Here is a 23457-nt window from a genome sequence, read left to right as displayed (position 1 = left end):
GTAGGGAAAGTGGGAATGGAAAGATGAAAAGCGAAAAGGAGGATTATCTGTCATTTCGAACGCAGTGAGAAACCTGAGGTCTGTCAGTAGCTGACGATTTCACCAGTTGCAAGCATCAGATTTCTCACTGCGTTCGAAATGACAATCCCTACCCTACCGGCCAGCGGGCCAGCGCAAGGGCGTTTGCAACGAAACCGGCACGCCGAAATCGGGCGAGCCATCGGGGCGCCAGGTGAAGGGCTGCATACGGGAACTACGGCCCTCACATTTGCCATCGGCCTGTGCTTTGGCGTGGTACACCAGCCAGTCCCGACCGTCGGGCGATTTGGCAAAGCCGTTGTGCCCGGTGCCCCACACGTGGTTTTCGGGCGAGGGTTTGAACACCGGCTGCGGCGCTTTGGTCCACGACTCGGCCCGGAGTGGGTCTTGGCCTTTGGCGGCGGTCAGCATGCCCAGTGAGTAGTTGTCGTCCCAGCAGGCGCTGGCCGAGTACACAATAAACAACTGGCCTTTTTTGCCCTGCAAGAACTCCGGTCCTTCCAGAATCTGCCTACCCCCGCCTTTTTCCCACGCGTAGGTAGGACGGGCGATGATGGCTTCTTTGCTTTGATCAATCGTCCAGGGGTTTTGCAGAGGCGCAATGCAGAGCACGCTCTGCGGCCCCACGTAGGCCGAGTAGAGAAAATACTGCTTGTCGCCGTGTTCGAATACCGAACCATCGAGGCCAGTGTACTTCGTGTTTACTTTGCCTTTGTCTACCCACTGGCCCTGGGTAGGGTCGGCCGACGCATTTTCCAGCACAAACACGTAGCGGTGGTCATCGTCGGGGTGGGCTTTGTTGGCGGCCGTGTAGTAGAGGTACCACTTGCCCTGGAGGTAGTGCAGCTCCGGTGCCCAAATCTGGGTGGAGTTAGGACCGGTGGCTGGCGGCGTCCAGACCGTAATGGGCTGCGCTTTCCCTACCTCGCTTAGCTGCTGGGTTTTCCAGAGTGCGATGCGGTTGCCGAGCGTATTGGTGTAATAGTAGTACCCATTGCGTTGCGCTACCCACGGATCGGGGCCATTAGCTTGCAATGGGTTCGTGAAAGATTGTTGAGCCCACGCTTTTGCTGGCAGCAACACTACTAGCAGGCTCAGAGCTACCCCATACCGCAGTGCCTGCCATACATGCTGGGAAACCGGCTTGCTGGGTTGGTCAAGGTGATAAAGCAAGCTAGTGGAAGGTTGAACTGTGCTATATTTCATGCAAACGTTTGTCTGAAAACCCAAGAACAATAGCGTATCGGAACAACAGGCTGACTGTTTATAGAAACTGTCTGATGAGATTTTGCATTACATTACTACCCGCGCTAATCAGGATGCATATTTCTATTTGTGGAGTCCTATCCAGATAAGAATCTGCAAGCTAACCGACTTTACCCAATGATGCAAACGTTTGCATATTCGGTGAAAAATGCGCCTATTTGCTGAGAGTATCTACATCACTTCTTGCCTTTTATGCTTTCTCGTCGTCATTTTCTGCAACAGTCAGCTGCTGGCTTGGCTGCGCTGGCTCTTGCTCACCAACAGGTTATGGGTGCGGCCCGCACGTATACCAACCCCGTCTACTCTGGCTCTTTCCCCGACCCTTTCGTGCTACGCCACGGCAAGCGCTATTATGCTTTTGGTACCACTGGCCAAAGCCGCACGAGTGATGGCCGTATTTTCTCGCTGCTTACTTCTGACAATTTAATTGATTGGCAGCCAACGGGTGGTGCCCTTCTCCCCCCGCCCGAGGCCGAAGGCGCAGACTTCTGGGCGCCGGAAGTGGTAGAGCATGCGGGCACCTTTTATATGTACTACTCCAAAGGCGGCGGTGCCATTGCCTCCTCCGTGGGCCACCGCCTCTACGTGGCCACCAGCCAGAAGCCCGAAGGCCCCTACCAGCAGGTGGCCATGCTGGACGTGCCCGAGAGCAAGTTCACCATCGACGCCCACGCTTTCCGCGACACCGATGGGCAATGGTATCTGTTCTACGCCCGCGACTTCACGGACACCGACAACGGCTACCGCCCCGGCACCGGCCTGGCCGTAGACCGCCTCGTGGGCATGACCAAGCTGGCCGGCGAAAGCCGCACCGTGATGCGCGCCCGCCACGACTGGACTGTGTTCGAGAAAAATCGCACCATGCCGCTCTACGACAACCGCACCTTTGCGGAGTGGCACACGCTGGAAGGCCCCTTCGTGCGCCGGCACAAGGGCAAATATTACTGCTTCTACAGCGGTGCCAATTTCCTAACTGACCGGTACGGCGTGGACTACTGCGTGGCCGATACCATCATGGGTCCCTACCAGGATACCGGCTCCGACAAGGGTGCCCGCGTGCTCCACTCCATTCCGGGCAAAGTGCGCGGCCCCGGCCACCACTCGCACACCATGAGCCCCAATGGCAAAACCGAGTACCTGGTGTACCATGCCTGGAACGAAGGCATGACCGAACGACAATTGTGTATTGACAAGTTGCTTTGGACCGATCAGGGCCCACGCTGCCAGGGTCCTACCTACACGCCTCAGCCAGCACCTCGGTAGCAGTATCTGCCGTGTTGTTGGCAATGATGTGCGCCCGTAACTGAGCCAGCAGCGCATCCATTCGCTGGTTTTTATTCGTGAGATTGCGCAACAATTTGCGCAACTTTGCGGCAACCGTTGTGCTTCCTTACCCTCCCTCCCTTGGCCCGCACGAAAGCCTCCATTACCGACCTAGCGCAGCAGTTGGGCATCTCCGTTTCCACTGTTTCGCGGGCACTCAGCAACCACCCCAGCATCAGCGACGCCACCAAGCAGCGTGTCTGGAAGCTGGCGAAAGAGCTGCACTACCAGCCCAACCACCTAGCCGCTGGCCTGCGCAAAGGCCGCAGCAAGTTACTGGGCGTGATTGTGCCACACATTGATGGCCACTTCTTTACGCTGGTGGTGAAGGGTATTGAAACGGTAGCCACCAAGGCCGGTTTCAACGTGCTCATCTGCCAGTCGAACGAAGATGTGGCTCATGAGCGCCAAAACATCGAAACCCTGCTGGGGGCGCAGGTAGAAGGTATTTTGGTGTCGTTATCGCGCACCACGCGCGACTTCCGGCACTTCGAGAAGGTGCAGCGGCAGCAGATTCCGCTGGTATTTTTTGATCGTGTGCTGGATGGGCTGGATGTGAGTGCCGTGGTACTCGATGACCGCGCCGGCGGCTACCAGTCCACCAAGCACCTCATCCAGCAAGGGTACCGTCGTATTGCGCACTTCGGCGGCCCGCAGCACCTCAATATTTACAAAGACCGGCGCCAGGGCTACCTCGATGCCCTGCGGGAGCACGACCTGCCCGTGGAGGAAGACCTAATCCACATCGGCAACATGAAAATGGAAGATGGCGCAGCTGGCATTGCGCACCTGCTCGCCCTACCCAACCCACCCGACGCCGTGTTTTCGGCCAGCGACTTTGCGGCTGTGGGTGCCTTGCAAGCGCTCAAGCAGCGTGGCCTGCGCGTGCCCCAGGACATGGCCCTGGCCGGTTTCAGCAACGAAACCTTCACGTCCCTCACTGAGCCCATGCTCACCACCATCGACCAGCGCTGCGAGCAGATGGGCCAGGCCGCCGTGCGCCTGTTCCTGGAAATTCTGGCCGAGCCCTCCGGCGACTTCTCGCCCCGCCGCGTAGTGCTCCGCCCCGATTTGCTGGTGCGCGATTCTTCACAAGCGGTATAGGAACGGTATAGAGACGCATACTTGCGTCTCGTCGTTGAACAATTTAGGCGGCGGACGTTCAACGACGAGACGCAAGTATGCGTCTCTACACCGTTCGGCCGACCGCTACGCTCGGCATACACAGCCCGTTAGGCAACCTTCGCGGTACTTTCGCTTCTTTTGCGTCACAATTCCCTTTCCATCTATTTTTCTCTGATGAATAAAGCCTTTTTGCTGAGCCTGGGTCTGTTTCTGACCGCCGCTACTGTGCAAGCGCAAACCCCGGCTACGGCTACCAATGTTACTGAGGCTACCCCCTACCGTGCCACTGCTACCAAGCGCAACGATTTGGTACACAGCAAGCTCGATGTACGCTTCGACTATAAAAAACGCTACCTCTACGGCAAAGAGTGGGTGACGCTAAAGCCCCACGCCTACCCCACCGACTCGCTCCAGCTCGATGCCAAGGGCATGGATATTCAGACAGTGGCCCTGGTGAATGGCAATGCCAATCAGCCGCTGAAATTCACGTACGACGAAGAATTCCTGCGCATCAACCTGGGCAAAACCGTGCAGCCGGGCACCGACTACACGGTGTATATCGAGTACACGGCCAAGCCCGATGAGCTAAAGGTGAAAGGTTCGGCGGCTATTACCGATGCGAAAGGCCTCTACTTCATCAACCCCGACAGCTCGGTGGCCGGCAAGCCCGTGCAAATCTGGACGCAGGGCGAGACGGAAGGCTCCTCAGCGTGGTTCCCGACCATTGATCGGCCCAACCAGAAAACGACCTCGGAGATTTCGATGACCGTGCCCAGCAAGTACGTGACGCTGAGCAACGGCAAAATGACCGACAGCAAGCCCGCCGGCGCCGGCCTCCGCACCGATACCTGGAAGATGGAGCTGCCCCACTCGCCCTACCTGTTTATGATGGCCGTGGGCGACTTCAAAATCACGCACGACACGTGGCGCGGCAAGCCCGTCGATTATTACTTGGAGCCCAAATACGCGCCCTACGCCAAGGAAATCTTTGGCAAAACGCCCGAAATGATGGAGTTCTTCTCGAACCGTCTGGGCGTGGAGTATCCTTGGAACAAGTATGCCCAAGTGGTAGCTCGCGACTACGTGAGCGGCGCCATGGAAAACACTACTGCTACCCTACACGGTGAGGCGGTGGCCGGCACGGCCCGCGAAATGCTGGACCGCCCCTACGGCAGCAGCGAATCTATTGTGGCGCACGAGCTGTTTCACCAGTGGTTTGGCGACTACGTGACGGCCGAGAGTTGGAGCAACCTGACTGTAAACGAGTCATTTGCCGACTTCTCGGAGGCTTTATGGGCCGAGCACAAGTATGGCAAAGACGCCGCCGATGCCCACCGCTTCGGCTACATCCGACGTTACCTCAGCGGCCCCGGCAACGAGAACAAAGACCTCGTGCGCTTCCACTATGCCGATAAAGAGGATATGTTTGATGGCGTGACCTACCAGAAGGGCGGCGCCATCCTGGACATGCTGCGCACCTACCTCGGCGACGATGTATTCTTTAAATCGCTCACCAAATACCTCACCGACAACAAGTTCGGCAACGGCGAAGCCCACCAGTTGCGCTTGGCCTTCGAGGCCGTGTCGGGTAAGGATTTGAATTGGTTCTTCAACCAGTGGTACTTTGGGGCCGGCCATCCTGTTGTTACCATCGATTACGGTTGGGATGCGGCTAAAAAGCAGCAAAGCGTTACCATTAAGCAAACGCAGGAAGGGCAGAAGTTTATCCTACCCCTGGCTATTGATGTATATGTGAAAGGCAAGGCCGAGCGCCACCAAGTGTTGATGACAGAAGGCACGCAAACATTCAGCTTTGCCGCCGCCAGCCAGCCCGAGCTGGTGAACGTGGATGCCACCAAAATGACGCTGTGGCAGAAAACCGACAACAAGCCCTTTAGCGCCTACGTGTATCAATACCAGCACGCGCCCTTGTACCTCGACCGGCGCGAGGCATTGGTAGCGGCCCAGTCGCGGCAGAAGGATGATGCCGCTGCTCGTGCTCTCTTGCTCTCGGCCCTCAACGACAAGTTCTACGGCCTGCGCCTGGCCGCTGCACAGTCGCTGGATTTGAAGAATGCCGATATGCGCAAAAAAGCCGCCGACGCGCTGCGCAAACAGCTGAATCAGGAGAAGGAAACCGCCGTGCAGGCCGCCTTGCTCACAAATTTGGCTGTTCTCAACGACAAGCGCGACCAAAAGCTCTACGAAAAGTACCTCGATAACCAGTCGTACAACGTGCAAGGCGCAGCCCTCAACGGCCTGAGCCTGACCAAACCCACCGAGGCCCTGAGCCGCGCCAAAACACTGGAAGCCGATAGCCACGGCGCCCTCACTGAGGCTATTGTGGGAGTATACGCCAAGCAAGGTGACGCGGCGCAATGGCCCTACATTCAAGCGCAGTTTGATGAGGCAGGCGCCCAACAGCGCATCAATATGCTGGAAGCCTTGGATGAAGTGATGGTGCGCACCACCGACCCGGCCATCTTCAATGCCGCCCTCACCCGCGTGAAAGACCTGGGCATCAAGTACAAGCAGTACGGCATCGACCGGGCGGTGCTAGGCCTATTGAGCGATGTGCAGCAGCGCAAAACCGGTGCTACGGCTACCCAGGCCCAGCAGGAAATCGAAAAAGCTGCGCAGGAAATCCAGCAGGCGAAGTAAGACGAGCTTGTGAAGTAGAAAAACCGTCTGTCATCCTGAGCTTGCGAAGGACCTTATGTCCACAGAACGAGTCGTTATGACGTCTGTCGTTCACACGTGAGAAGGTCCTTCGCAAGCTCAGGAGGACAGACGGTTTTTTTAATATCCATTTTTTTCACCCGTACCTCGCCTAATCCACTGAACTTTCCGCCGCTCAAGCGTGTCGGAAGCTATGCGCACGACCACTCTGCTGACGGCTACCGGCTTGCTCCTGCTCGCCGGCTCGGCCCGCACCCTGGCCCAAAGCCTCCCCTCCGACCCTGTTGCCAACGCAGAAACACCCTTTATCCGCAACCTCCGCCCCGACCGGCCCGGCCAAACCGTTACGACGAGCATACTGTATCCCGGCCAGGTGCAGGTAGAGTTGGGGACGTTGCGCTACGCGCCGCCGGACGGCTTGGGACCGCGCCGCACGCTTTCGTCGGCCCTATTGCGGGTAGGGTTTTTCAACCACATAGAGCTGCGGGCTTCGCAAGGTTATTTGGCTGATGTTTCCGCACGTCCTACCCTTGGCGATGCGCCGCAACCTAGCCTACCCTCTTATCCCAACGGCTTCGCCCCCCTTACGGTGGGCGCTAAGTTCTTGGCTTCCAGCAACCAGGATGCCCGCTCTCAGGTGGTGCTACTCACTGAGCTGACACTGCCTACCGGTGACGCGTCCTACCTTAATCAAACCTACGAGCCGGCAGCTCGCCTGCTAGTGTCGCAGCAGTTGGGCCAGCGCTACGGCCTGGAGGCCAACGTAGGCTTTCGGCAGCGTGGGTTTCGGGCCGAAGGAACCAGCCAAGGGCAATACCTGGGTACATTGGCCCTAAATGGTGCTATTCTGCCCACCGTTGGCTTTTTTGCGGAAACTTATACCTTCTGGCAACGCACCTACGGTTGGCAGCCGGGCCTCACGGGTGGCCTCTATTGGCGCCCCCTACCCGGCCTGCGCCTCGACCTAAACGCCGGCAACACCTGGCGCGAAGGCCGCGCCGCCCCGCAGGTAGGCGCCGGCCTCAGCGTGCGGCTGCCGAAGTAGTGAGGTGGTGAGATTGTGAGTAAAAAAAAAGGTGTGTCATCCTGAGCTTGCGAAGGACCTTATTTATGTCCACAGAACGAGTCGTTGTTACATCAATCGTTCAATCGTGATAAGGTCCTTCGCTCTGCTCAGGATGACACACCTTTTTTACTCACTATCTCACCACCTCACTATAGCCCTACTCCTTCGCTACGCGTGTGGGCGTTTGCTGACCTGATATGATACTGGTAGCGCTGCGGGCAATGGCGTTGATAACGGCCGTCATATTTTGTAGATCCAGACTCTCGATTTCGTCGTCGACGGAGTGGTAGAGCTTGTCCGTGGGAATCTGGTCGGTGCTGATGGTGTGGGCTGGCACGCCTAGCTTCGCCAGCGTGGCGTTGTCGGAGCGGTAGAACAGGTTTTGCTCGGGATACGGGTCAGGCTCGAAGCGGAATGGCGAGCCTTGCAAGTTCTGCTGCAACAGCGGGCCGAAGTCGCTCCGCTCGTAGCCGGTGATGAAAGCCGTGTTGGGGCCGAACTTCGCTACCTTGCCAATCATCTCAATGTTGAACATCGCTACCACCTTGTCTGGGTCGAGCTGACGAGAGAAATACTGCGAGCCAAACCCACCGATTTCTTCTGCCGTGAAAGCTACGAAAACTAGCGTGCGGGCGTTCTTTTTCTGCTTTTTGTAGTACTCAGCCAGGGCCACTACGGCCGTGGTACCGCTGGCGTCGTCGTCGGCACCATTGGCAATGGAGTCGCCGGCTACGGCCTGGGTGATGCCCAGGTGGTCGTAGTGCGCGGAGAAAACCACCATTTCCGGGGCCAACTTTTTGTCGCGGCCGGGTAGTATCCCTACCACGTTGCGCATAGCAACGGGTTTGATGGTAGTGGTAGCCGTTACGGCGTAGGTAGGCGCAGCACCTTCTAGCGGTGCAGTCGCCAGCAACATTGCAACGGCGTGTGCTGCTGGCTGTTGGGCCTTCACCGAGCCCTTATTCAATCCTAGTAACCGCTTAAACTGCGCCTGATGCGCCGGATCGACAATGACCACGGTGTTTTCGTGCAGATCCAGCAACGGCCGCACCACCTGAAACAGATTGTCCTGCGCCCCTACCATCACTGTGCGTATCGTCGCGTCGGTATTTGTCCAGTCCACCTGGGGCAGACCCGAAGAAAGCACGATGTTATCGGGGGGTAGGGTCGTACCATTCAGGGTGGCGGTCCGGGCGCTCGTCTGTGCTTCGTAGGCCTCAAACTCCTGCAAAAAATTGTCCTTGCCAGGCAGCGGCTTCAAGCCAATACGCTTGAACTCAGCGGCCAGAAACTGACCAGCTTTCAGGTTGCCGGGGCCGGCGCTAGGGCGGCCGGCCATGTCGTCGGCGGTGAGGGTACGGGCCACGCGCTCCACAGTAGCCGCCGATACGGCCGGTTGCTTTTGGGCGGTGGCCTGAGAGCCAACCAACAGGCCAGCAGCAAGTAAAAAGAAGTGTTTCATAGGACAAGCTTACTGCTTTGCGGTAGGTTCTACAATTGCATCACGTTGTTGGGTCTACTACCCGCAGCAGCGCTATCAAGTCAGCCTCCGATTTGCCCATGCTCTTGTTGCGGTCGGCCTCGCTTTTCAGCTTAGCTGCTAGCTCCGGCGCCGCGCTCTGCAAGGCTTTCAGCGTGAGCTTATTGATGGGCACTACCATGCCATCGGGCCGGCGTAGGTAGTACGTTTCTTTGGTTACCAGCTCGTCATAGCGCTTGTCCTGGCTGTAGGCGCCTTTGTAGCTGGCTTGCTCCAGCTTCTTCTGGTACTGCTTGAGCACCGTGTACTTGCCTTCGTGCAACACCTCCACAAACTCACGGCCCTGCGCCGGTTCCGGAGCCTCCACGAAGCGTCGAAACCGGCGCTCAGGCACCGTGCCGGTAGCATCTGTCAGCACGAAGCTTTTCACGCGGTTCTCGTTCAGCAGCATCGAGTCAGTGCGGGTAGGCTGACGGGCGTAGAGGAGTTGCTGCACCACATCGTATTTCAGCAGCACGGGTTGCAGCTTCACGTCATGGTCGGTGGTGACGACGGCTGGCAGCCAGCGCGCAATAGCGTAAGGCGAGCCTACCAAGCCCTGATATCGCGTATCAATGGTGTATCCCTGTCCACCGCGCGCAATGGAGTTGATGTTTTCCTGAGCCATCACGCCGCTGCCACTGGTAGGCACCTGGCTTACTTGGGCCCTACTTTGTTGGACGGATAATCCTACCAACAACCCGGCGATAATCCCGCCCCAACCAACTGCCCGACGTGTAGTTGCGTATTGCCTCATGGTATTGCTTTTTAGTAGACTTTACTGTTGGTTCTAACGGTTCTGCTTGCGTAGCAGTATCTGCCAGCGTTTCTGGCTGCAACCAATAGCAATCGGCAAGCTAAAAGATTTCATCTTTGTTGCCTATTCCCTCGTTTTTTCCCTCATCTATCTCATGCGTATTTCTTCGTTTTTCGCTTCCGTAATCACCGCGGCACTGCTCGGCAGTTGCGCCGGCCGCGAGCCTGCCGAAACCACTCAAACGCCCACCGCAACCACCACGCCCCTACGCGGTACGTATTGGGTACTCGAGCAACTAGGCGATTCTGCCGTAACTACCCCCGAAAACAGCCAGGAAATATACCTGACATTGGCTGCCGACAGCAGCAACCGCGCCGAAGGACAAGCTGGTTGCAACCGCTTCCGGGGCCGCTTCACTCTGGCTGCCAACGATCAGTTGAGCTTTTCGCCGCTTATGTCGACTAAGATGGCCTGCCCGCGTGTGTCCCTGGAAACCCGCTACCTCAACGCCCTCGAAACAACCACGCGCTATCAGCTAGAAGGTGACACCCTCCGCCTATTGGGTGCCCCTGCAGGTACGCAAGTGGTAGCACAGTTTCACGCTGGCGAAGCGCCGGAGTAGAGTTTATAAAAGCAGTTAGCCGTTGGCTGCTAGCGTTAGCCTTTCAGTAAACGAAAGCTAAACGCTAGCAGCCAACGGCTAACTGCTTTTATAAACTCCTACCCCAATGTCAGTACCAAATCGTCGGCATTCACGAGGGTGCCCTCTTCCAGGGTTACGGCTTCCACGGTGGTATCGTCGGGGGCAGTGATAGTGGTTTCCATCTTCATGGCCTCAATGATGAACAGCGGGGCGTTGCGCTTCACTTCCTGCCCAGGTTCCACCAATACGCGCGACAGCAGCCCCTGCAACGGTGCCCCTACCTGGCGCGGATTGGCTTTGTCGGCCTTGGCGTGCTGTACTTTTACCACTTCTACCGAGCGGTCGCGCACTTCCAAGTTGCGGGTTTCGCCATTGATGGAGAAGAACACCGTGCGCTTGCCCTCGTCGTTGGCAATGCCTAGGGAGCGGAATTTTACGATGATGCTTTTGCCGCGGGCAATGTCGATGATGCTTTCTTCGCCCGGTTGCAGGCCGTAGAAAAACAACCGCGTGGGCACCACCGACACGTCGCCGTACTCCTGTACAAAGGCCCAGTATTGCTCAAACACTTTAGGATAGAGCAGGTAGGAAAGCAAGTCCGTGAACTCCACACTCGGCCCAAACTTCTGCTGAAACACCTTCCACTCCGCATCAAAGTCGATGGCTTCGAGGTGCTCGTTAGGCCGTTCGGTGTAGGCCGGCTGGCCTTTCAGGATAATCTCCTGCAAGCCCTCGGGCCAGCCGCCTTCGGGCTGCCCAATATCGCCGCGAAACAGGCTCTGCACCGATTCGGGGAAGTTTAGCGTCTGGCCTTTGTCCCACACATCCTGGGTGGTAAGGTTGTTGGACACCAGGAACAGCGCCATATCGCCTACTACCTTCGAAGAAGGCGTGACCTTGGTGATGTCGCCAAAGAGCTGATTGACATCGGCAAAGGTCTTTTTGATCAGTTCGAACTTGTCGCCCAGGCCCAGCGCTACAGCTTGCGGGCGCAGGTTGGAGTACTGCCCACCCGGAATTTCGTGCTGGAACACGTCGGCCGACCCAGCTTTCAGGCCCGACTCAAACGGCTGGTAGTACGTGCGCACGCCTTCCCAGTAGTTGCTGAACTCGTTGAGGCTCTGCTGGTCGAACTCCCGGTGGCGGGGCGTGTGGCGCAGCATCTCCACCGTGGCGTTGAAGTTGGGCTGTGAGGTAAGGCCCGAGAGGCTTCCCAGAGCGACGTCAATCACATCCACCCCAGCCTCCACGGCCTTGAGGTAGGTAGCGGCCTGCAGGCTGCTGGTGTCGTGGGTGTGCAGGTGAATGGGCAGGCTGATGGTGTCGCGCAGGCCGGCAATCAGCTCCTGCGCGGCATAGGGCTTCAGGAGGCCCGCCATGTCCTTGATGCACAGAATGTTTGCGCCGGCGTCCTCAATTTGCCGGGCCAGGCGCAGGTAGTAATCGAGGTTGTACTTTTTGTTCTGCGGATCCAGCAAATCGTTGGTGTAGCAGATGCTAGCCTCGGCCAGCCCCCCCGTTTTCTCGCGCACAAACCGGATGCAGCTTTCCATACCCGGCATCCAGTTCAACGAATCAAAAATGCGGAACACGTCGATGCCGGTTTCCCAGCTCTGCTGCACAAAGCGCTCTACCAGGTTGTCGGGGTAGGCCTTGTAGCCCACGCCGTTGGCTCCCCGAATCAGCATTTGTAGCAGGATGTTGGGCACGGCCTCGCGCAGCTTGGCCAGGCGCTCCCAGGGGTCTTCGTGCAGGAAGCGCAGGGCCACATCGAAGGTGGCACCGCCCCAGCACTCCAGCGAAAACGTCTGGGGGTGCTGCTTGGCGAAGCGCTCGGCCACCTTCAGCATATCGAAGGTGCGCATGCGCGTGGCCAACAGGCTCTGGTGGGCGTCGCGCAGGGTAGTATCGGTGTAGTGAATGAGGGTATCCTCGCGCAACCACTTGGCAAAACCTTCTGGCCCCAGCTCGGTAAGACGGTTTTTGGTGCCGGGGGGGTAGGGCGCGGTGGCATCGTAGTGGGGTAGCTTGGGCTTGGGCAGGTCCCGGGCCGGGTCCTGGGCGCCGTGCACGTCGGGGTTGCCGTTCACGATGATGTCGCCCAAGAAGGTCAGCAGCTTGGTGCCACGGTCTTGGCGCACCTCAAACTTGAATAGCTCAGGATGGTCTTTGATGAAGTCGACGGTGGCGCTACCATTCTGAAAATCAGGGTGCGCCACAATGTTTTGCAGGAACTGAATATTGGTGCGCACGCCCCGAATCCGGAACTCCGATAGGGTGCGCAGCATCCGCTCGGCCGCCTCCTTGAGGGTAGGCGCCTGGGCCGACACCTTCACCAGCAAGGAGTCGAAAAACGGCAGAATCTTGGCGCCCTGGTACACCGAGCCCTGGTCCAGCCGGATACCGAAACCGCCCGCCGAGCGGTAGGCCACAATGGTGCCGTAGTCGGGCTTGAAGTCGTTTTCGGGCGCTTCGGTGGTGAGGCGGCACTGCAACGCAAAGCCCGTAATGCGGGGCCGCACCTGCGGGTCGAGGTTGATTTCGGGGTCCTGCAAGTGGTAACCCGACGCGATGTAAAGCTGGGTTTTGATGAGGTCGACACCCGTGACCATTTCCGTGACAGTGTGCTCTACCTGAATGCGCGGGTTCACCTCAATGAAGTAAATCTCACCTTCCTCCGGCTTCACCAGAAATTCCACCGTGCCCACGTTGTTGTAGTTCACGGCGCGGGCCAGGCGCAGGGCGTAGTCGTATAATTGCTCGCGTAGTTCCTCAGCCAGGCCCAGGGCGGGCGCTACCTCCACTACCTTCTGGAAGCGGCGCTGCACCGAGCAGTCGCGCTCGTAGAGGTGCGTTACGCTGCCGTAGGCGTCGGCCACTACCTGCACCTCAATGTGCTTGGGTTGCTCCACAAACTTCTCGAGGAATACGGTGTCGTCGCCGAAGGCTTTCAGGGCTTCGTTGCGGGCCTCGAAGAAGCCCTTCTCCAACTGGTCGTCGTCGCGGATGACGCGCATGCCCCTTCCCCCACCGCCGCTGGCAGCTTTCAGCATTACAGGGTAGCCGATGCGGTTGGCCTCGGCGCGAGCTGTTTCGAAGTCATTCAACTCTTCTTCACTGCTCTGAATAATAGGCACTTGCTCGCGCAAGGCCACTTCCTTGGCGCGTACCTTGTCGCCGAGCGCCTCCATCACTTCGGGCCGTGGCCCCACGAAGATGATGCCTTCCTCGCCGCAGCGCCGGGCTAGGGTCGCGTTTTCGCTCAAAAACCCGTAGCCGGGGTGGATGGCGTCTACACCGTTGGCTTTGGCGATGCGCAGCAGGCCTTCAATGTCAAGGTAGGGTTTCAGCGGCTCGTCGTCTTCGCCAATCTGATAGGCCTCATCAGCCTTGTAGCGGTGCAGGGAGTAGCGGTCCTCGAAGGTGTATACGGCTACCGTGGTGATGCCCAATTCGGTAGCGGCACGCATTACGCGAATGGCAATTTCGCCCCGATTGGCAACGAGGAGTTTGCGAATATTCATGAGTAGGTAGAGGTGTTTTAGTCAGCGCGGCCTCAAACTAGGCAATAATTTAACAGAAAGGACAAAAAAGGCTGCTTTTTACGATCAAAATGACAATTATTAGGCACTTCCATTCAATTTTGTACTCATGCACTCACCTTCGCACTCGCTCGGCATAGTAGAGCGAGAGCGGAGGCGAGTGTGAGTAATGCTACGAGCAAGTACGAATGCAAATACTTGCCGCCAACCGCGGGCCTCGTATATTTGCCCTACCGCTCCCACAACGGAGCACTTATCAAGAAAGGCGGAGGGACAGGCCCTGCGATGCCTTAGCAACCGGTAGTCATAGCTACAAGGTGCTACATCCTGAATCTGCGACAGCAGATGAAGATAAGTTACGAAAGGCTCGGCGCCCCGTTTTGGGGTTTGGCTCTTCTGACTTGTCGGAAGGGCTTTTTTTGGGCCTTTTCGGGAAGAAATCTTGGTGAGATGCTTCGGGGTGGAGGCGGAATTTTCCCTCACCTACGGCAGTAGCCGCTGCCTTGATTTCGTTTTCCGCATGACTCGCTCCGACATCCGTATTGGTTTATTTGGTTTTGGCGTGGTAGGCCAGGGCCTGCACACTGTTTTGGAACGCACGCCCGGCCTGCGCGCCCGCATTGGCCGCATTGGCGTGAAAGACCGCGCCAAGCAGCGCAGCCTACCCACCGAGCTATTCACGTTCGACCGCGCCGATCTGCTGAATGATGAGTCCTTGAACGTGATTGTGGAGCTGATTGACGACGCTGACGAAGCCTACCACATCGTAACCGAGGCCCTGCGCCGGGGCAAAGCCGTGGTGACGGCTAACAAAAAAATGTTGGCCGAGCACTTGCCCGAGCTGATAGAATTGCAGCGTCAAACCGGCACTCCGTTGCTCTACGAGGCTGCCGCCTGCGCCAGCTTGCCCGTCATTCGGAACCTGGAGGAATACTACGACACCGACTTACTAGAAGCGGTGGAGGGCATCATCAACGGCTCCACCAACTACATTCTCACGGCCATGCACCGCGATGCCATTTCCTTTGCCGAGGCCCTAAGCAAGGCGCAGGCGTTGGGCTTCGCCGAGAGCAATCCTGCTTTAGATGTGGAAGGTCTGGACGCCCGCAACAAGCTGGTGCTGCTGCTCACGCATGCGTTCGGACTGGTAACGTCACCTCAGCAAATCCTGGCCGTAGGCATCGACCGCCTCAGCGACCTGGCCTCTGATTACGCCCGCGAGAAAGGCCTAGCACTCAAGCTAATTGCCGAGGCCCGCCGCCTACCCGACGGCAATGTGGCGGCTGCCGTGCTGCCTACCCTGGTGCGCCCCGAGCACGAGCTGGCGCGGGTGCAGGACGAGTACAACGGCCTCATCACTCAGAGCGGCTTTGCCGACCGGCAGTTTTTCCTGGGCCGCGGGGCGGGCGCCGTGCCTACTGCTTCCGCCGTGCTCAGCGACTTGTCGGCCCTTACCTACGGCTACCGCTACGAGTACAAGAAAATCAGCCAGAACATCGACTCAGCCCTGACGCCCGACGCTGCTGAAGTAGACGTGCTGGTGACGTTCACGGACGAGCATGCCCCCCAGGAAGCCGACTTCACGCGGGTGCACGAAACCTTCCGCTCGGCCGTGCGCGGGCATTACCTCACAGGTACCATTGGGCTGGCTCAACTGGCGCAAGCCGAGTGGCTGCGGCTGCCCGGCATTTGCGTAGTGCGCCTCCCTACCCCGTTGCGAGCAGCAGCTACCGCTCGGCCCGCCGATACCCAGCTCGCCGGAGCCGCCGCGTATTTTGCCGAGTAATTGATTGTCTATCAACTTATAGTTCGACGGCTATCGGGAAAGAACCCTGCTAGCTGTCGAGCTTTTTTGAGCTGGTAATAACCACCTACAGCCATTCCTGCGTAGCAGAAACTCAACCGTTCACTTGCTTCGCTTTTCATGGAATTTGCTGATAAGAATATTCTCCTGGTAGGTGCATCCTCCGGTATTGGCTTGGCTACAGCTCACCTGCTGCATGGCCTGAAAGCCAACCTGTTTACGGCCTCGCGGCACGAGTCGCCGGAGTTGGCCGAGCTGGGCACCACCTTCCTACCCCTCGACGTTACGCAGCCCCTTGTTGCTACTGCTTTCGACTCCCTACCCGACACCTTGCACGGCGTGGTCTACTGCCCCGGCAGCATCCGGCTGCGTCCGTTCGAGCGCATTGCGCCGGCTGACTTTCGGCAGGATTTTGAGCTGAACGTGCTGGGTGCTGTGCAAGTGGTGCAGGCTGTGGTGAAGCGGCTGAAAAAGGCCAGTGGTGCTTCCATCGTGCTTTTCAGCACCGTAGCCGCCGAAACGGGCATGAGTTTTCATACCAGCGTAGCCACCGTGAAAGCCGCCGTGGAGGGCCTCACCCGCGCCCTGGCCGCCGAATATGCCGGTGCCAACATCCGCGTGAACTGCATTGCGCCTTCCCTCACCGATACGCCCCTGGCAGCTACCCTCCTCAACACCCCCGAGAAGGCCGAGGCCAGCGCCAAGCGCCACCCCTTGCAGCGCGTGGGGCAGCCCCAGGATATGGCCTACATGACGTCGTTCCTACTATCCGACCACAGCAGCTTCATCACGGGCCAAGTCTTGCCCGTGGATGGTGGCATGGGCCGGTTGAAGTAAGGCAGTGATGTTTTGTAATCTGTCATCCTGAGCTTGCGAAGGACCTTCTCACGCTAGAACGAGTCGTTGGTAAACTTGTCGTTCTAGCGTGAGAAGGTCCTTCGCAAGCTCAGGATGACAGATTTTTCAGTTGCATAAGAAACAACCCTTATGAAAATCACGATTTTCTGGCACCGGCGCGACTTGCGCATCACCGATAATACCGGCCTAGCAGCCGCTTTGCAAGACAATGCGCCGGTAATACCGCTGTTCATTTTCGACCGCGACATTCTGGATAAGCTGCCCAGCAAGCAGGACGCCCGCGTGACGTTCATCTACGACGCCGTGGAGCAGCTGGCGCAGGAAACCCAGGACAACGGCGGCACTATGCTGGTGTTCTACGGCAAGCCGGAGGAGGTCTTCGAGCAGTTGTTGAAGGACTATGACTTGGCCGCCGTGCACACCAACGAGGACTACGAGCCCTACGCCCGCCAACGAGATGAGGCTATTGGCAAACTGTTGGGCAAGCACGATGTGCCCTTTACGACGCACAAAGACCAGGTGATTTTTGCTAAGGACGAGGTGCTAACCAAAGCGGGCACACCGCCTAAAGTATACGGTCCCTACAATAAGGCTTGGCGGGCCGCTTTGCAGGACGACAGCTTCCAGGAACGGCCGTCGCGGCGGTTATTCACCAAGGAAAACCTGCACCATATTGCGCATGCTCCGGCTCGCCCTACCCTCTCCGACATGGGGTTTGGACGCTACGAGCAGCCCGTACCGCCCGCTCGCCTACCCAATAAAAATTACGTAGAGGATTACGACAAAACCCGTAACCGCCTCGCCGACGACCACGGCACTACGCACCGCTCGGTGCACCTGCGCCACGGCACGCTCAGCGTACGGCAGCTAATGAGCCAGGCGCAGGACCTCAACGACAAGCTACTGGACGAACTCATCTGGCGTGACTACTTCATGATGCTGCTCTGGCATTTTCCCGAAACCGTAGAGGAAAGTTACGACAAGCCGTTTCGGCGCATCAAGTGGCGCAACAACCAGGAGGAGTTTGCGGCGTGGTGCGAGGGCCGCACCGGTTTTCCGCTGGTGGACGCTGGCATGCGTCAGCTCAACCAAACCGGCTGGATGCACAACCGCGCCCGCATCACCACGGCCAGCTTTCTGATCAAGGATTTACTGATCGACTGGAAGTGGGGTGAGCAGTATTTCGCCGACAAGCTCATCGACTACGACATGAGCAACAACATTGGCAACTGGCAATGGACGGCTGGCACGGGCGTGGTGTCGGCACCGTGGTTTCGCATTTTCAGCCCCGAAAGTCAGCTCCAGAAATACGACCCGAAGCTGGAGTACGTGAAGGATTGGATACCCGAGTTTGGCACCGACGCCTACCCCCAGCCGATAGTCGACCACAAGGAGGCCCGCCAACGTGCCCTGGATGCCTACCGCGCCGCTCGTAAATAGGTTTTTATCGGCAACTTAAACCCCTACTCAACGGTTATACCATCATGGAAAAGGAAGCTATCAAACTCGCTTATCTCGACTACGTGCTGCGCAAGGGCCAGCCGCCAGTTTCGGTCTACAAGCTCATGCACAAGCTGGGCGCTACCGAGGCTGAATTTTACCAGCACTACTCTACCTTCGCGGCCATCGACCGCGAGATTTGGGCTGATTTTGGGCGCCAAGCCCGCGCCCGTGCCGCCGAGGAACCCGTGTGGGAGCAGTACGGCGCCCGCGAAAAGCTGCTGGGTTTCTACTACACGCTGCTGGAGATTCTGAAGCAAAACCGCAGCTACGCGCTGTGGTCGTTGCGCTACTCGCTCTCCAAGATGCCCGGCATGACGCCGCGTATTCTGGACGATTTCCGCCAGGGCTTCGAGCAGTTCGTGGCCGATATTCTGCGCGATGGTCGGCGCACCGAGGAAGTGGCTTCCCGCCCCATGATTCAGGAGAAATATCCCCGCGCCTTCTGGCAGCAGATGCTGTTTGTGCTGGGCTTCTTCGCCAAAGATGATTCCCTGGGCTTCGAGCGCACCGACGCGGCCATCGAGAAAGCCGTGACACTCAGCTTCGACCTGGTAGGCCGCAACACCCTGGATTCCGCCGTGGACTTCGTGCGGTTTCTGGTGCAGAGCCGGTAGGGTCGACGATTACCCCACCCCCCGGCCCCCTTCCCTCCGGGAGAGGGGGAGCCTTTACCGGAGCTGTTAGCTGGTGGCTACTAGCCGATAGCTCGGTTCTAGGAAAAGCTAACAGCTAACAGCTAAATTATCTGGCTCCCCCTCTCCCGGAGGGGAGGGGGCCGGGGGGTGGGGTCCACGTTAGTACAGTATTCAACAGCCACAATGTCCGAACCTACTAAGCCGCTCGTTTCCCTACCTACTACCAAGGTGGCCCGCGCCGCCCGTTTCGCCAAAACGGGCTTAAACGTTGGCGCCAACTACGTGAAGCACTACGCCAAGCGAGCTGTGGGTGCGGAAAGCGCTACGGCCGATTTGCACCAAGCCAACGCCGAGGAACTGTACGGCGCGCTGAGCGAGATGAAAGGCTCGGTGCTGAAAGTGGCGCAGATGCTGGCGATGGAGAAGAACATTCTACCCACAGCTTATGCCGAGCAGTTTGCCCAAGCCCAGTACCAAACACCGCCGTTGTCGGGGCCGCTGATTGTAAAGGCGTTCCGGGATGCGTTTGGCAAATCGCCTTTCGAGCTGTTTGATACGTTTGAGTTGAACGCCCGCCAGGCCGCCAGTATTGGGCAGGTTCATTTTGCCGAGAAGGATGGTAAAGCGCTGGCTGTGAAGGTGCAATACCCCGGCGTGGCTGACAGCATCCGTTCGGACTTGCGGATGGTGAAGCCCGTGGCCTTGCGTGTGCTGGGACTGGATGAAGCCACGATGCGACCCTACCTGGAAGAGGTGGAAACCCGCTTGCTGGAGGAAACAGACTATCAGTTGGAACTACGTCGGGGACAGGAAATCGCGGCCCAGTGCGGGCACATTGCGCACCTGCGCTTTGCGACATACTATCCTACCCTGTCTGCCGCCCGCATCCTTACAATGGACTGGTTGCCGGGTCAGCACCTCAAGGAGTTCCTGGCGACCAACCCTACCCAGGCTGTACGCAATCAACTTGGGCAGGCGCTCTGGGACTTCTACGCCTACCAGATGCACACGCTGCGCCAAGTGCACGCCGACCCTCACCCCGGCAATTTCTTGCTTGATGCTACGGAAGGCGGGACCCTGGGCGTGTTGGATTTTGGCTGCGTGAAGAGCATTCCAGCCGATTTTTACCAGCTCTTTTTCGCCCTACTCGACCCAGCAGTACTAGCCGACGACGCCCGCCTCACCGACTTGCTCACCCAGCTCGAAGTCCTTCGTCCCGACGATGCCCCTACTCTGCGCGACTTGTATCTGCGCACGCTGCGCATTTCGTTGGAGCTGGTGGCACGGCCTTTCCATCAGCCCGTATTCAACTTCGGCGACCCGGCGTATATGCAGGCCGTGTATGCCCTTGGCGACGACCTGATGCAGGAACCCGAGCTACGCAAGCAGCGCGAACCACGCGGTTCGCGACACTTCATCTACGTCAATCGCACCTACGTGGGACTTTACGCGCTGCTAGCTGAGCTAGGCGCCGAAGTGCGAACGGCGTAGGGGCGCGTTGCACACGCCCATCGTTGACAGATACAGGGTAGGCACACTGTCTACCCTTAATTTCCCCTCCATCGGGCGCCTATTAAGCGTCCACATTCTTCCCACACGTATGCAAAAAATTCTCTTCCTGCTGGTGTTTTTCTTCAGTACCGTCACCTTCGCTTCGGCTCAGAGTGCTATGATGAGTTGCTGCACCAAACCCACTGCTGCCACCGAAGCCTTTGCGATGTTAGCTAACGACGACGCCTTTGTGGGTGGTCACGACGCACCCCTTCCCTACACCTACCAGGGCGCCGGCGATATGGTTTCCTACCCTACCCCCGATGGCAAAACGGCCAAGGCGTTCATGCTCAAAAGCGCCACGCCTTCCACCAAATACCTATTCGTGATTCACGAATGGTGGGGCCTAAACGATTACATCAAGCGCGAAGCTGCCGGCTTTGCGCGGGAGATGCCCGGTGTCAACATCATCGCCCTCGACCTCTACGACGGCCAGGTAGCCAGCGCCCCCGCTGAGGCAGGCAAGCTGATGCAGAGTGTGCAAACCAGTCGGGCCGAGGCTATCATCAAAGGTGCTATGCAGTATGCTGGTCCGAAAGCGCAGATTGCCAGCATTGGCTGGTGCTTTGGGGGCGGCTGGTCGTTGCAAACGGCGCTGCTGGCCGGCAAACAGGCCGTGGGCTGCGTGATGTACTACGGGATGCCTGAGAAAGACGTGGCCCGACTGAAAACGCTAAACACTGATGTGCTCGGCATTTTTGCGCTCCAGGACAAGTCGATTTCGCCCGCCGTAGTGGCGCAATTCCAAAAGGACATGGCCGTAGCGGGTAAAAAGCTAACTGTTAAAAACTACGATGCCGTGCACGCCTTTGCCAACCCCAGCAACCCCAACTACAACAAAGCCTACGCCGACGAAGCCCACGATCTGGCAGTAGCGTATTTGAAGAAAAGCTTCAAGTTGAAGTAAGGAGAGGTAGATAGTTATCAGAGAAAAAGCCCTGTCATCCTGCGCAAGCGCAGGATGACAGGGCTTTTTCTCTGATAACTATCTACCTCTCCCCTACCGCACCGCCAATTGCCAGTTACTAGCCAGCAAGGCCGCCAGTTCAGCTACACTTTCGGTTAGCTGCTCCCAGGAGTTGAGCACAAAGTATTGGTCCTGATAGTGCGCCTCAGAATACGGTGTGTGCAGTACAGTAGCCAGATCAAACGGATGGCGCACGTCGGTGCTATTCAGCCAGTGGTGAATCTCGCCCGCCGATGACAGTAAACCCGCGCCGTAGATGCGTGTGCTGCCGCCTTCGGTCACGAGGCCGAACTGCACCGTGAAGCCGTAGAGCCGCGCTAGTTTTTGCAACGCTACCGTGTCGTGCAGGTGCTGGCCGGCTACTCTACCCAGAAAGTGCAGGAAATCGGCGAAGGCGTGGTCTAGCAGCAAGGGCAAATGGCCGAAGGCGCAGTGAAACAGATCGGGCTGCTCGATGAAATCGAACTGCTGCATAGACCGAATCCAGGTCGTAACCGGGAACTTGCGGTCGGCTAGCAGGCCAAAAAAGGTAGAAGCATCCAACTCACCACCCACGGGCGCAATCTCCCACCCCGTACGCCGCCGCAGCCGCTCGCTCACTTCCTCGAAGCGAGGAATAGCTGTACGCTGAAAACCAATCTGTTGCAGACCTTGCTCAAATGCTACAGCCGCTCGTTTGTGCAGCAGGGCAGTTTGGCGGTCGAACAAAACTTTCCAGACCAGTTGGTCTTGGGTGGTGTAGTGATGGTAGTGTTGCGTATCCATAGCTTTTGGCATAAAAAAAGCCCGGCCTCCGGGAGGAGTCGGGCTTTTGTGGTTTACAGCTTCGTACGTCATGATTAGCTTCCGTACTGGCAATACCGCCCGACTCCGTCCTCCGCGGGACGAATATTCATCAGAGTAAAGCGCTTGACAGATTGTTGCTGCATGACAAAACAAATATAGAGAATATTTTTAATTTGATACTTCTTCCCGAAAGATTTTATCAAAAAAAGTTGATTAAATCTATAAATTCTTCACATAATATAAACTTACAATAAAATTATTATTTTAAATAAGCATTTATATTGCCAATTACGTAATAGATCATCCAGGTTTATGGTTTCTTTATCCCTTGGTTAAGTCCAAGCTCGACGGCAGCTATTCCAGCTCCTGCCGCAGGGCATAGACGCGGCGTAGGTTGCGGATCAGGCGCGCCGATTCAGCAAAATTCAGGGTTTGGGCGCCGTCGGAGGCAGCTTGCTCGGGCTTTTCGTGGGCTTCGTAGATAATGCCATCGGCACCGGCCATCACGCCAGCTAAGGCCATATCGGCCACATAATCTCGAATACCAATGCCGTGCGAAGGGTCTACGATGACGGGCAGGTGGGTTTTTTCCTTCAGGATAGGTACGGCGTTCAGGTCCAAGGTATTGCGTGAGGCCGTTTCGAACGTACGAATACCCCGCTCGCAGAGAATCAGCTTTTCATTGCCGCCGGAGAAAACATACTCGGCCGATGACAGCAGCTCTTCAATAGAACCCGAAATCCCCCGCTTAATCATTACGGGCTTGTCCACGCCACCCAGTGCATCCAGCAGGTTGAAATTCTGCGTGTTGCGGGCGCCTACCTGAAACACGTCTACGTAGTCGTGCATCTCCTCTACCTGCGACACCTGCATCACCTCCGTCACGATTTTGATGCCGTGCTGCCGGGCTAACTGGTGAAATAGTTTCAGCCCATCCATGCCCAGGCCCCGAAATGAGTAGGGCGAGGAACGTGGCTTGAACACGCCGCCGCGCATGATGCGCACGTCATTCTCCACCAAGTGCTGCATGATGCTTTCCATTTGGGCTTCGCTCTCGATGCTGCACGGGCCGGCCGCCAGCGTGAGCGTGCCTTCACCAATGCGCACGCCGTCGCCAAGGTCGAGGACGGTAGGGCGCACGCGCCACTTGCGCGACACCAGCTTGTAGTCGTCCGACACGCGGTGGATGTCCACAATGCCCGGCAACTGGCCCACCGTGCGAATGTCGAAATCGGCCTTACCAATGCCGATGAGGTAGTGCGCGCGCTGCGTGGTCACCTCCGTGACTTTGTAGTTCACCGCTTTGATGCGGTTGATAATCGCCTCCCGGTTTTCGGAAGAAATGGCGGGTTCTAGTTGAATGAGCATGGAGAAAGTGGCTTGTCATCCTTCGC

17 protein-coding genes and 1 riboswitch are annotated in these 23457 nt (G+C 57.7%); of the genes, 11 read left to right on the top strand and 6 right to left on the bottom strand.

The features are described from left to right. Nucleotides 1-153 precede the first annotated feature (153 nt). Nucleotides 154-1212 carry a glycoside hydrolase family 43 protein gene (locus tag J4D97_RS00695; RefSeq protein ID WP_208305952.1) on the bottom strand — a complete coding sequence of 353 codons (1059 nt, stop codon included), beginning with the start codon at nt 1210-1212 and terminating at the stop codon, nt 154-156. 285 nt (nt 1213-1497) lie between these two features. On the opposite strand from J4D97_RS00695, the gene J4D97_RS00690 reads away from it, so the two are divergent. The 4 genes from J4D97_RS00690 (at nt 1498) to J4D97_RS00675 (ending at nt 7477) form a co-directional block, all read left to right on the top strand. Beyond that, nucleotides 1498-2568, top strand: coding sequence for a glycoside hydrolase family 43 protein (locus J4D97_RS00690; protein ID WP_208306479.1), 1071 nt, complete (start codon nt 1498-1500; stop codon nt 2566-2568). 141 nt (nt 2569-2709) lie between these two features. After that, the gene (locus J4D97_RS00685; protein WP_208305951.1) at nt 2710-3732 is read left to right on the top strand and encodes a LacI family DNA-binding transcriptional regulator; all 1023 of its coding nucleotides are present in this window, start codon (nt 2710-2712) and stop codon (nt 3730-3732) included. A 195-nt stretch (nt 3733-3927) separates the two neighbouring features. Then, complete coding sequence (locus J4D97_RS00680) at nt 3928-6414, top strand: M1 family metallopeptidase (protein WP_208305950.1); 2487 nt, start codon at nt 3928-3930, stop codon at nt 6412-6414. A gap of 211 nt (nt 6415-6625) precedes the next feature. Further along, nucleotides 6626-7477 carry a transporter gene (locus J4D97_RS00675; protein ID WP_208305949.1) on the top strand — a complete coding sequence of 284 codons (852 nt, stop codon included), beginning with the start codon at nt 6626-6628 and terminating at the stop codon, nt 7475-7477. A gap of 178 nt (nt 7478-7655) precedes the next feature. Here the strand turns inward: J4D97_RS00675 and J4D97_RS00670 are convergent, their stop codons facing one another. After that, the gene (locus tag J4D97_RS00670) at nt 7656-8960 is read right to left on the bottom strand and encodes a M20/M25/M40 family metallo-hydrolase (protein ID WP_208305948.1); all 1305 of its coding nucleotides are present in this window, start codon (nt 8958-8960) and stop codon (nt 7656-7658) included. A 40-nt stretch (nt 8961-9000) separates the two neighbouring features. Continuing rightward, nucleotides 9001-9774 (bottom strand): hypothetical protein, encoded by a 774-nt coding sequence (locus J4D97_RS00665; protein ID WP_208305947.1) that lies wholly within the window; start codon nt 9772-9774, stop codon nt 9001-9003. 154 nt (nt 9775-9928) lie between these two features. Between J4D97_RS00665 and J4D97_RS00660 the strand changes: the two genes are divergently transcribed. Beyond that, entirely contained in the window at nt 9929-10396 is a 468-nt protein-coding gene (locus J4D97_RS00660) for an META domain-containing protein (RefSeq protein WP_185283106.1), read from the top strand. A gap of 98 nt (nt 10397-10494) precedes the next feature. On the opposite strand, the gene J4D97_RS00655 is transcribed toward J4D97_RS00660, so the two are convergent. Beyond that, entirely contained in the window at nt 10495-13941 is a 3447-nt protein-coding gene (locus J4D97_RS00655) for a pyruvate carboxylase (RefSeq protein ID WP_208305946.1), read from the bottom strand. A gap of 268 nt (nt 13942-14209) precedes the next feature. Then, nucleotides 14210-14317: riboswitch (SAM riboswitch) on the top strand. A gap of 162 nt (nt 14318-14479) precedes the next feature. Between J4D97_RS00655 and J4D97_RS00650 the strand changes: the two genes are divergently transcribed. From J4D97_RS00650 to J4D97_RS00625, 6 genes are all read left to right on the top strand, one after another. Continuing rightward, a complete protein-coding gene (locus J4D97_RS00650) occupies nt 14480-15745 on the top strand; it encodes a homoserine dehydrogenase (RefSeq protein ID WP_208305945.1) in 1266 nt (421 codons plus the stop codon). Between the two features lie 138 nt (nt 15746-15883). Beyond that, nucleotides 15884-16600 (top strand): SDR family NAD(P)-dependent oxidoreductase, encoded by a 717-nt coding sequence (locus J4D97_RS00645; RefSeq protein ID WP_208305944.1) that lies wholly within the window; start codon nt 15884-15886, stop codon nt 16598-16600. 150 nt (nt 16601-16750) lie between these two features. Beyond that, entirely contained in the window at nt 16751-18061 is a 1311-nt protein-coding gene (locus J4D97_RS00640) for a cryptochrome/photolyase family protein (protein ID WP_208305943.1), read from the top strand. 44 nt (nt 18062-18105) lie between these two features. Then, on the top strand, nt 18106-18738 hold the full coding sequence (locus J4D97_RS00635) for a TetR family transcriptional regulator C-terminal domain-containing protein (RefSeq protein ID WP_185283101.1): 633 nt from the start codon (nt 18106-18108) through the stop codon (nt 18736-18738). Nucleotides 18739-18942: 204 nt separating this feature from the next. Continuing rightward, nucleotides 18943-20250, top strand: coding sequence for an ABC1 kinase family protein (locus J4D97_RS00630; protein WP_208305942.1), 1308 nt, complete (start codon nt 18943-18945; stop codon nt 20248-20250). Nucleotides 20251-20359: 109 nt separating this feature from the next. After that, on the top strand, nt 20360-21217 hold the full coding sequence (locus tag J4D97_RS00625) for a dienelactone hydrolase family protein (protein ID WP_208305941.1): 858 nt from the start codon (nt 20360-20362) through the stop codon (nt 21215-21217). 93 nt (nt 21218-21310) lie between these two features. Here the strand turns inward: J4D97_RS00625 and J4D97_RS00620 are convergent, their stop codons facing one another. After that, the gene (locus J4D97_RS00620) at nt 21311-22042 is read right to left on the bottom strand and encodes a phenylalanine 4-monooxygenase (protein WP_243900078.1); all 732 of its coding nucleotides are present in this window, start codon (nt 22040-22042) and stop codon (nt 21311-21313) included. A 375-nt stretch (nt 22043-22417) separates the two neighbouring features. Further along, nucleotides 22418-23431, bottom strand: a complete 1014-nt coding sequence (gene aroF / locus J4D97_RS00615; protein ID WP_208305940.1) for a 3-deoxy-7-phosphoheptulonate synthase — start codon at nt 23429-23431, stop codon at nt 22418-22420. Between the last annotated feature and the right edge of the window lie 26 nt (nt 23432-23457).

Origin of the sequence: Hymenobacter defluvii (assembly GCF_017589435.1) — a bacterium.
Classification (GTDB): domain Bacteria; phylum Bacteroidota; class Bacteroidia; order Cytophagales; family Hymenobacteraceae; genus Hymenobacter; species Hymenobacter profundi.
The sequence above is the reverse complement of the archived record's forward strand: the minus strand, read 5'-3'. Positions and strand labels throughout refer to the sequence as shown.

Coding starts and splice junctions, on each gene's coding strand:
- J4D97_RS00690 (WP_208306479.1), top strand. CDS start 1,498: ATGCTTTCTCGTCGTCATTTTCTGCAACAGTCAGCTGCTGGCTTGGCT.
- J4D97_RS00680 (WP_208305950.1), top strand. CDS start 3,928: ATGAATAAAGCCTTTTTGCTGAGCCTGGGTCTGTTTCTGACCGCCGCT.
- J4D97_RS00675 (WP_208305949.1), top strand. CDS start 6,626: ATGCGCACGACCACTCTGCTGACGGCTACCGGCTTGCTCCTGCTCGCC.
- J4D97_RS00670 (WP_208305948.1), bottom strand. CDS start 8,960: ATGAAACACTTCTTTTTACTTGCTGCTGGCCTGTTGGTTGGCTCTCAG.
- J4D97_RS00665 (WP_208305947.1), bottom strand. CDS start 9,774: ATGAGGCAATACGCAACTACACGTCGGGCAGTTGGTTGGGGCGGGATT.
- J4D97_RS00660 (WP_185283106.1), top strand. CDS start 9,929: ATGCGTATTTCTTCGTTTTTCGCTTCCGTAATCACCGCGGCACTGCTC.
- J4D97_RS00655 (WP_208305946.1), bottom strand. CDS start 13,941: ATGAATATTCGCAAACTCCTCGTTGCCAATCGGGGCGAAATTGCCATT.
- J4D97_RS00650 (WP_208305945.1), top strand. CDS start 14,480: ATGACTCGCTCCGACATCCGTATTGGTTTATTTGGTTTTGGCGTGGTA.
- J4D97_RS00645 (WP_208305944.1), top strand. CDS start 15,884: ATGGAATTTGCTGATAAGAATATTCTCCTGGTAGGTGCATCCTCCGGT.
- J4D97_RS00640 (WP_208305943.1), top strand. CDS start 16,751: ATGAAAATCACGATTTTCTGGCACCGGCGCGACTTGCGCATCACCGAT.
- J4D97_RS00635 (WP_185283101.1), top strand. CDS start 18,106: ATGGAAAAGGAAGCTATCAAACTCGCTTATCTCGACTACGTGCTGCGC.
- J4D97_RS00630 (WP_208305942.1), top strand. CDS start 18,943: ATGTCCGAACCTACTAAGCCGCTCGTTTCCCTACCTACTACCAAGGTG.
- J4D97_RS00625 (WP_208305941.1), top strand. CDS start 20,360: ATGCAAAAAATTCTCTTCCTGCTGGTGTTTTTCTTCAGTACCGTCACC.
- J4D97_RS00620 (WP_243900078.1), bottom strand. CDS start 22,042: ATGGATACGCAACACTACCATCACTACACCACCCAAGACCAACTGGTC.
- aroF (WP_208305940.1), bottom strand. CDS start 23,431: ATGCTCATTCAACTAGAACCCGCCATTTCTTCCGAAAACCGGGAGGCG.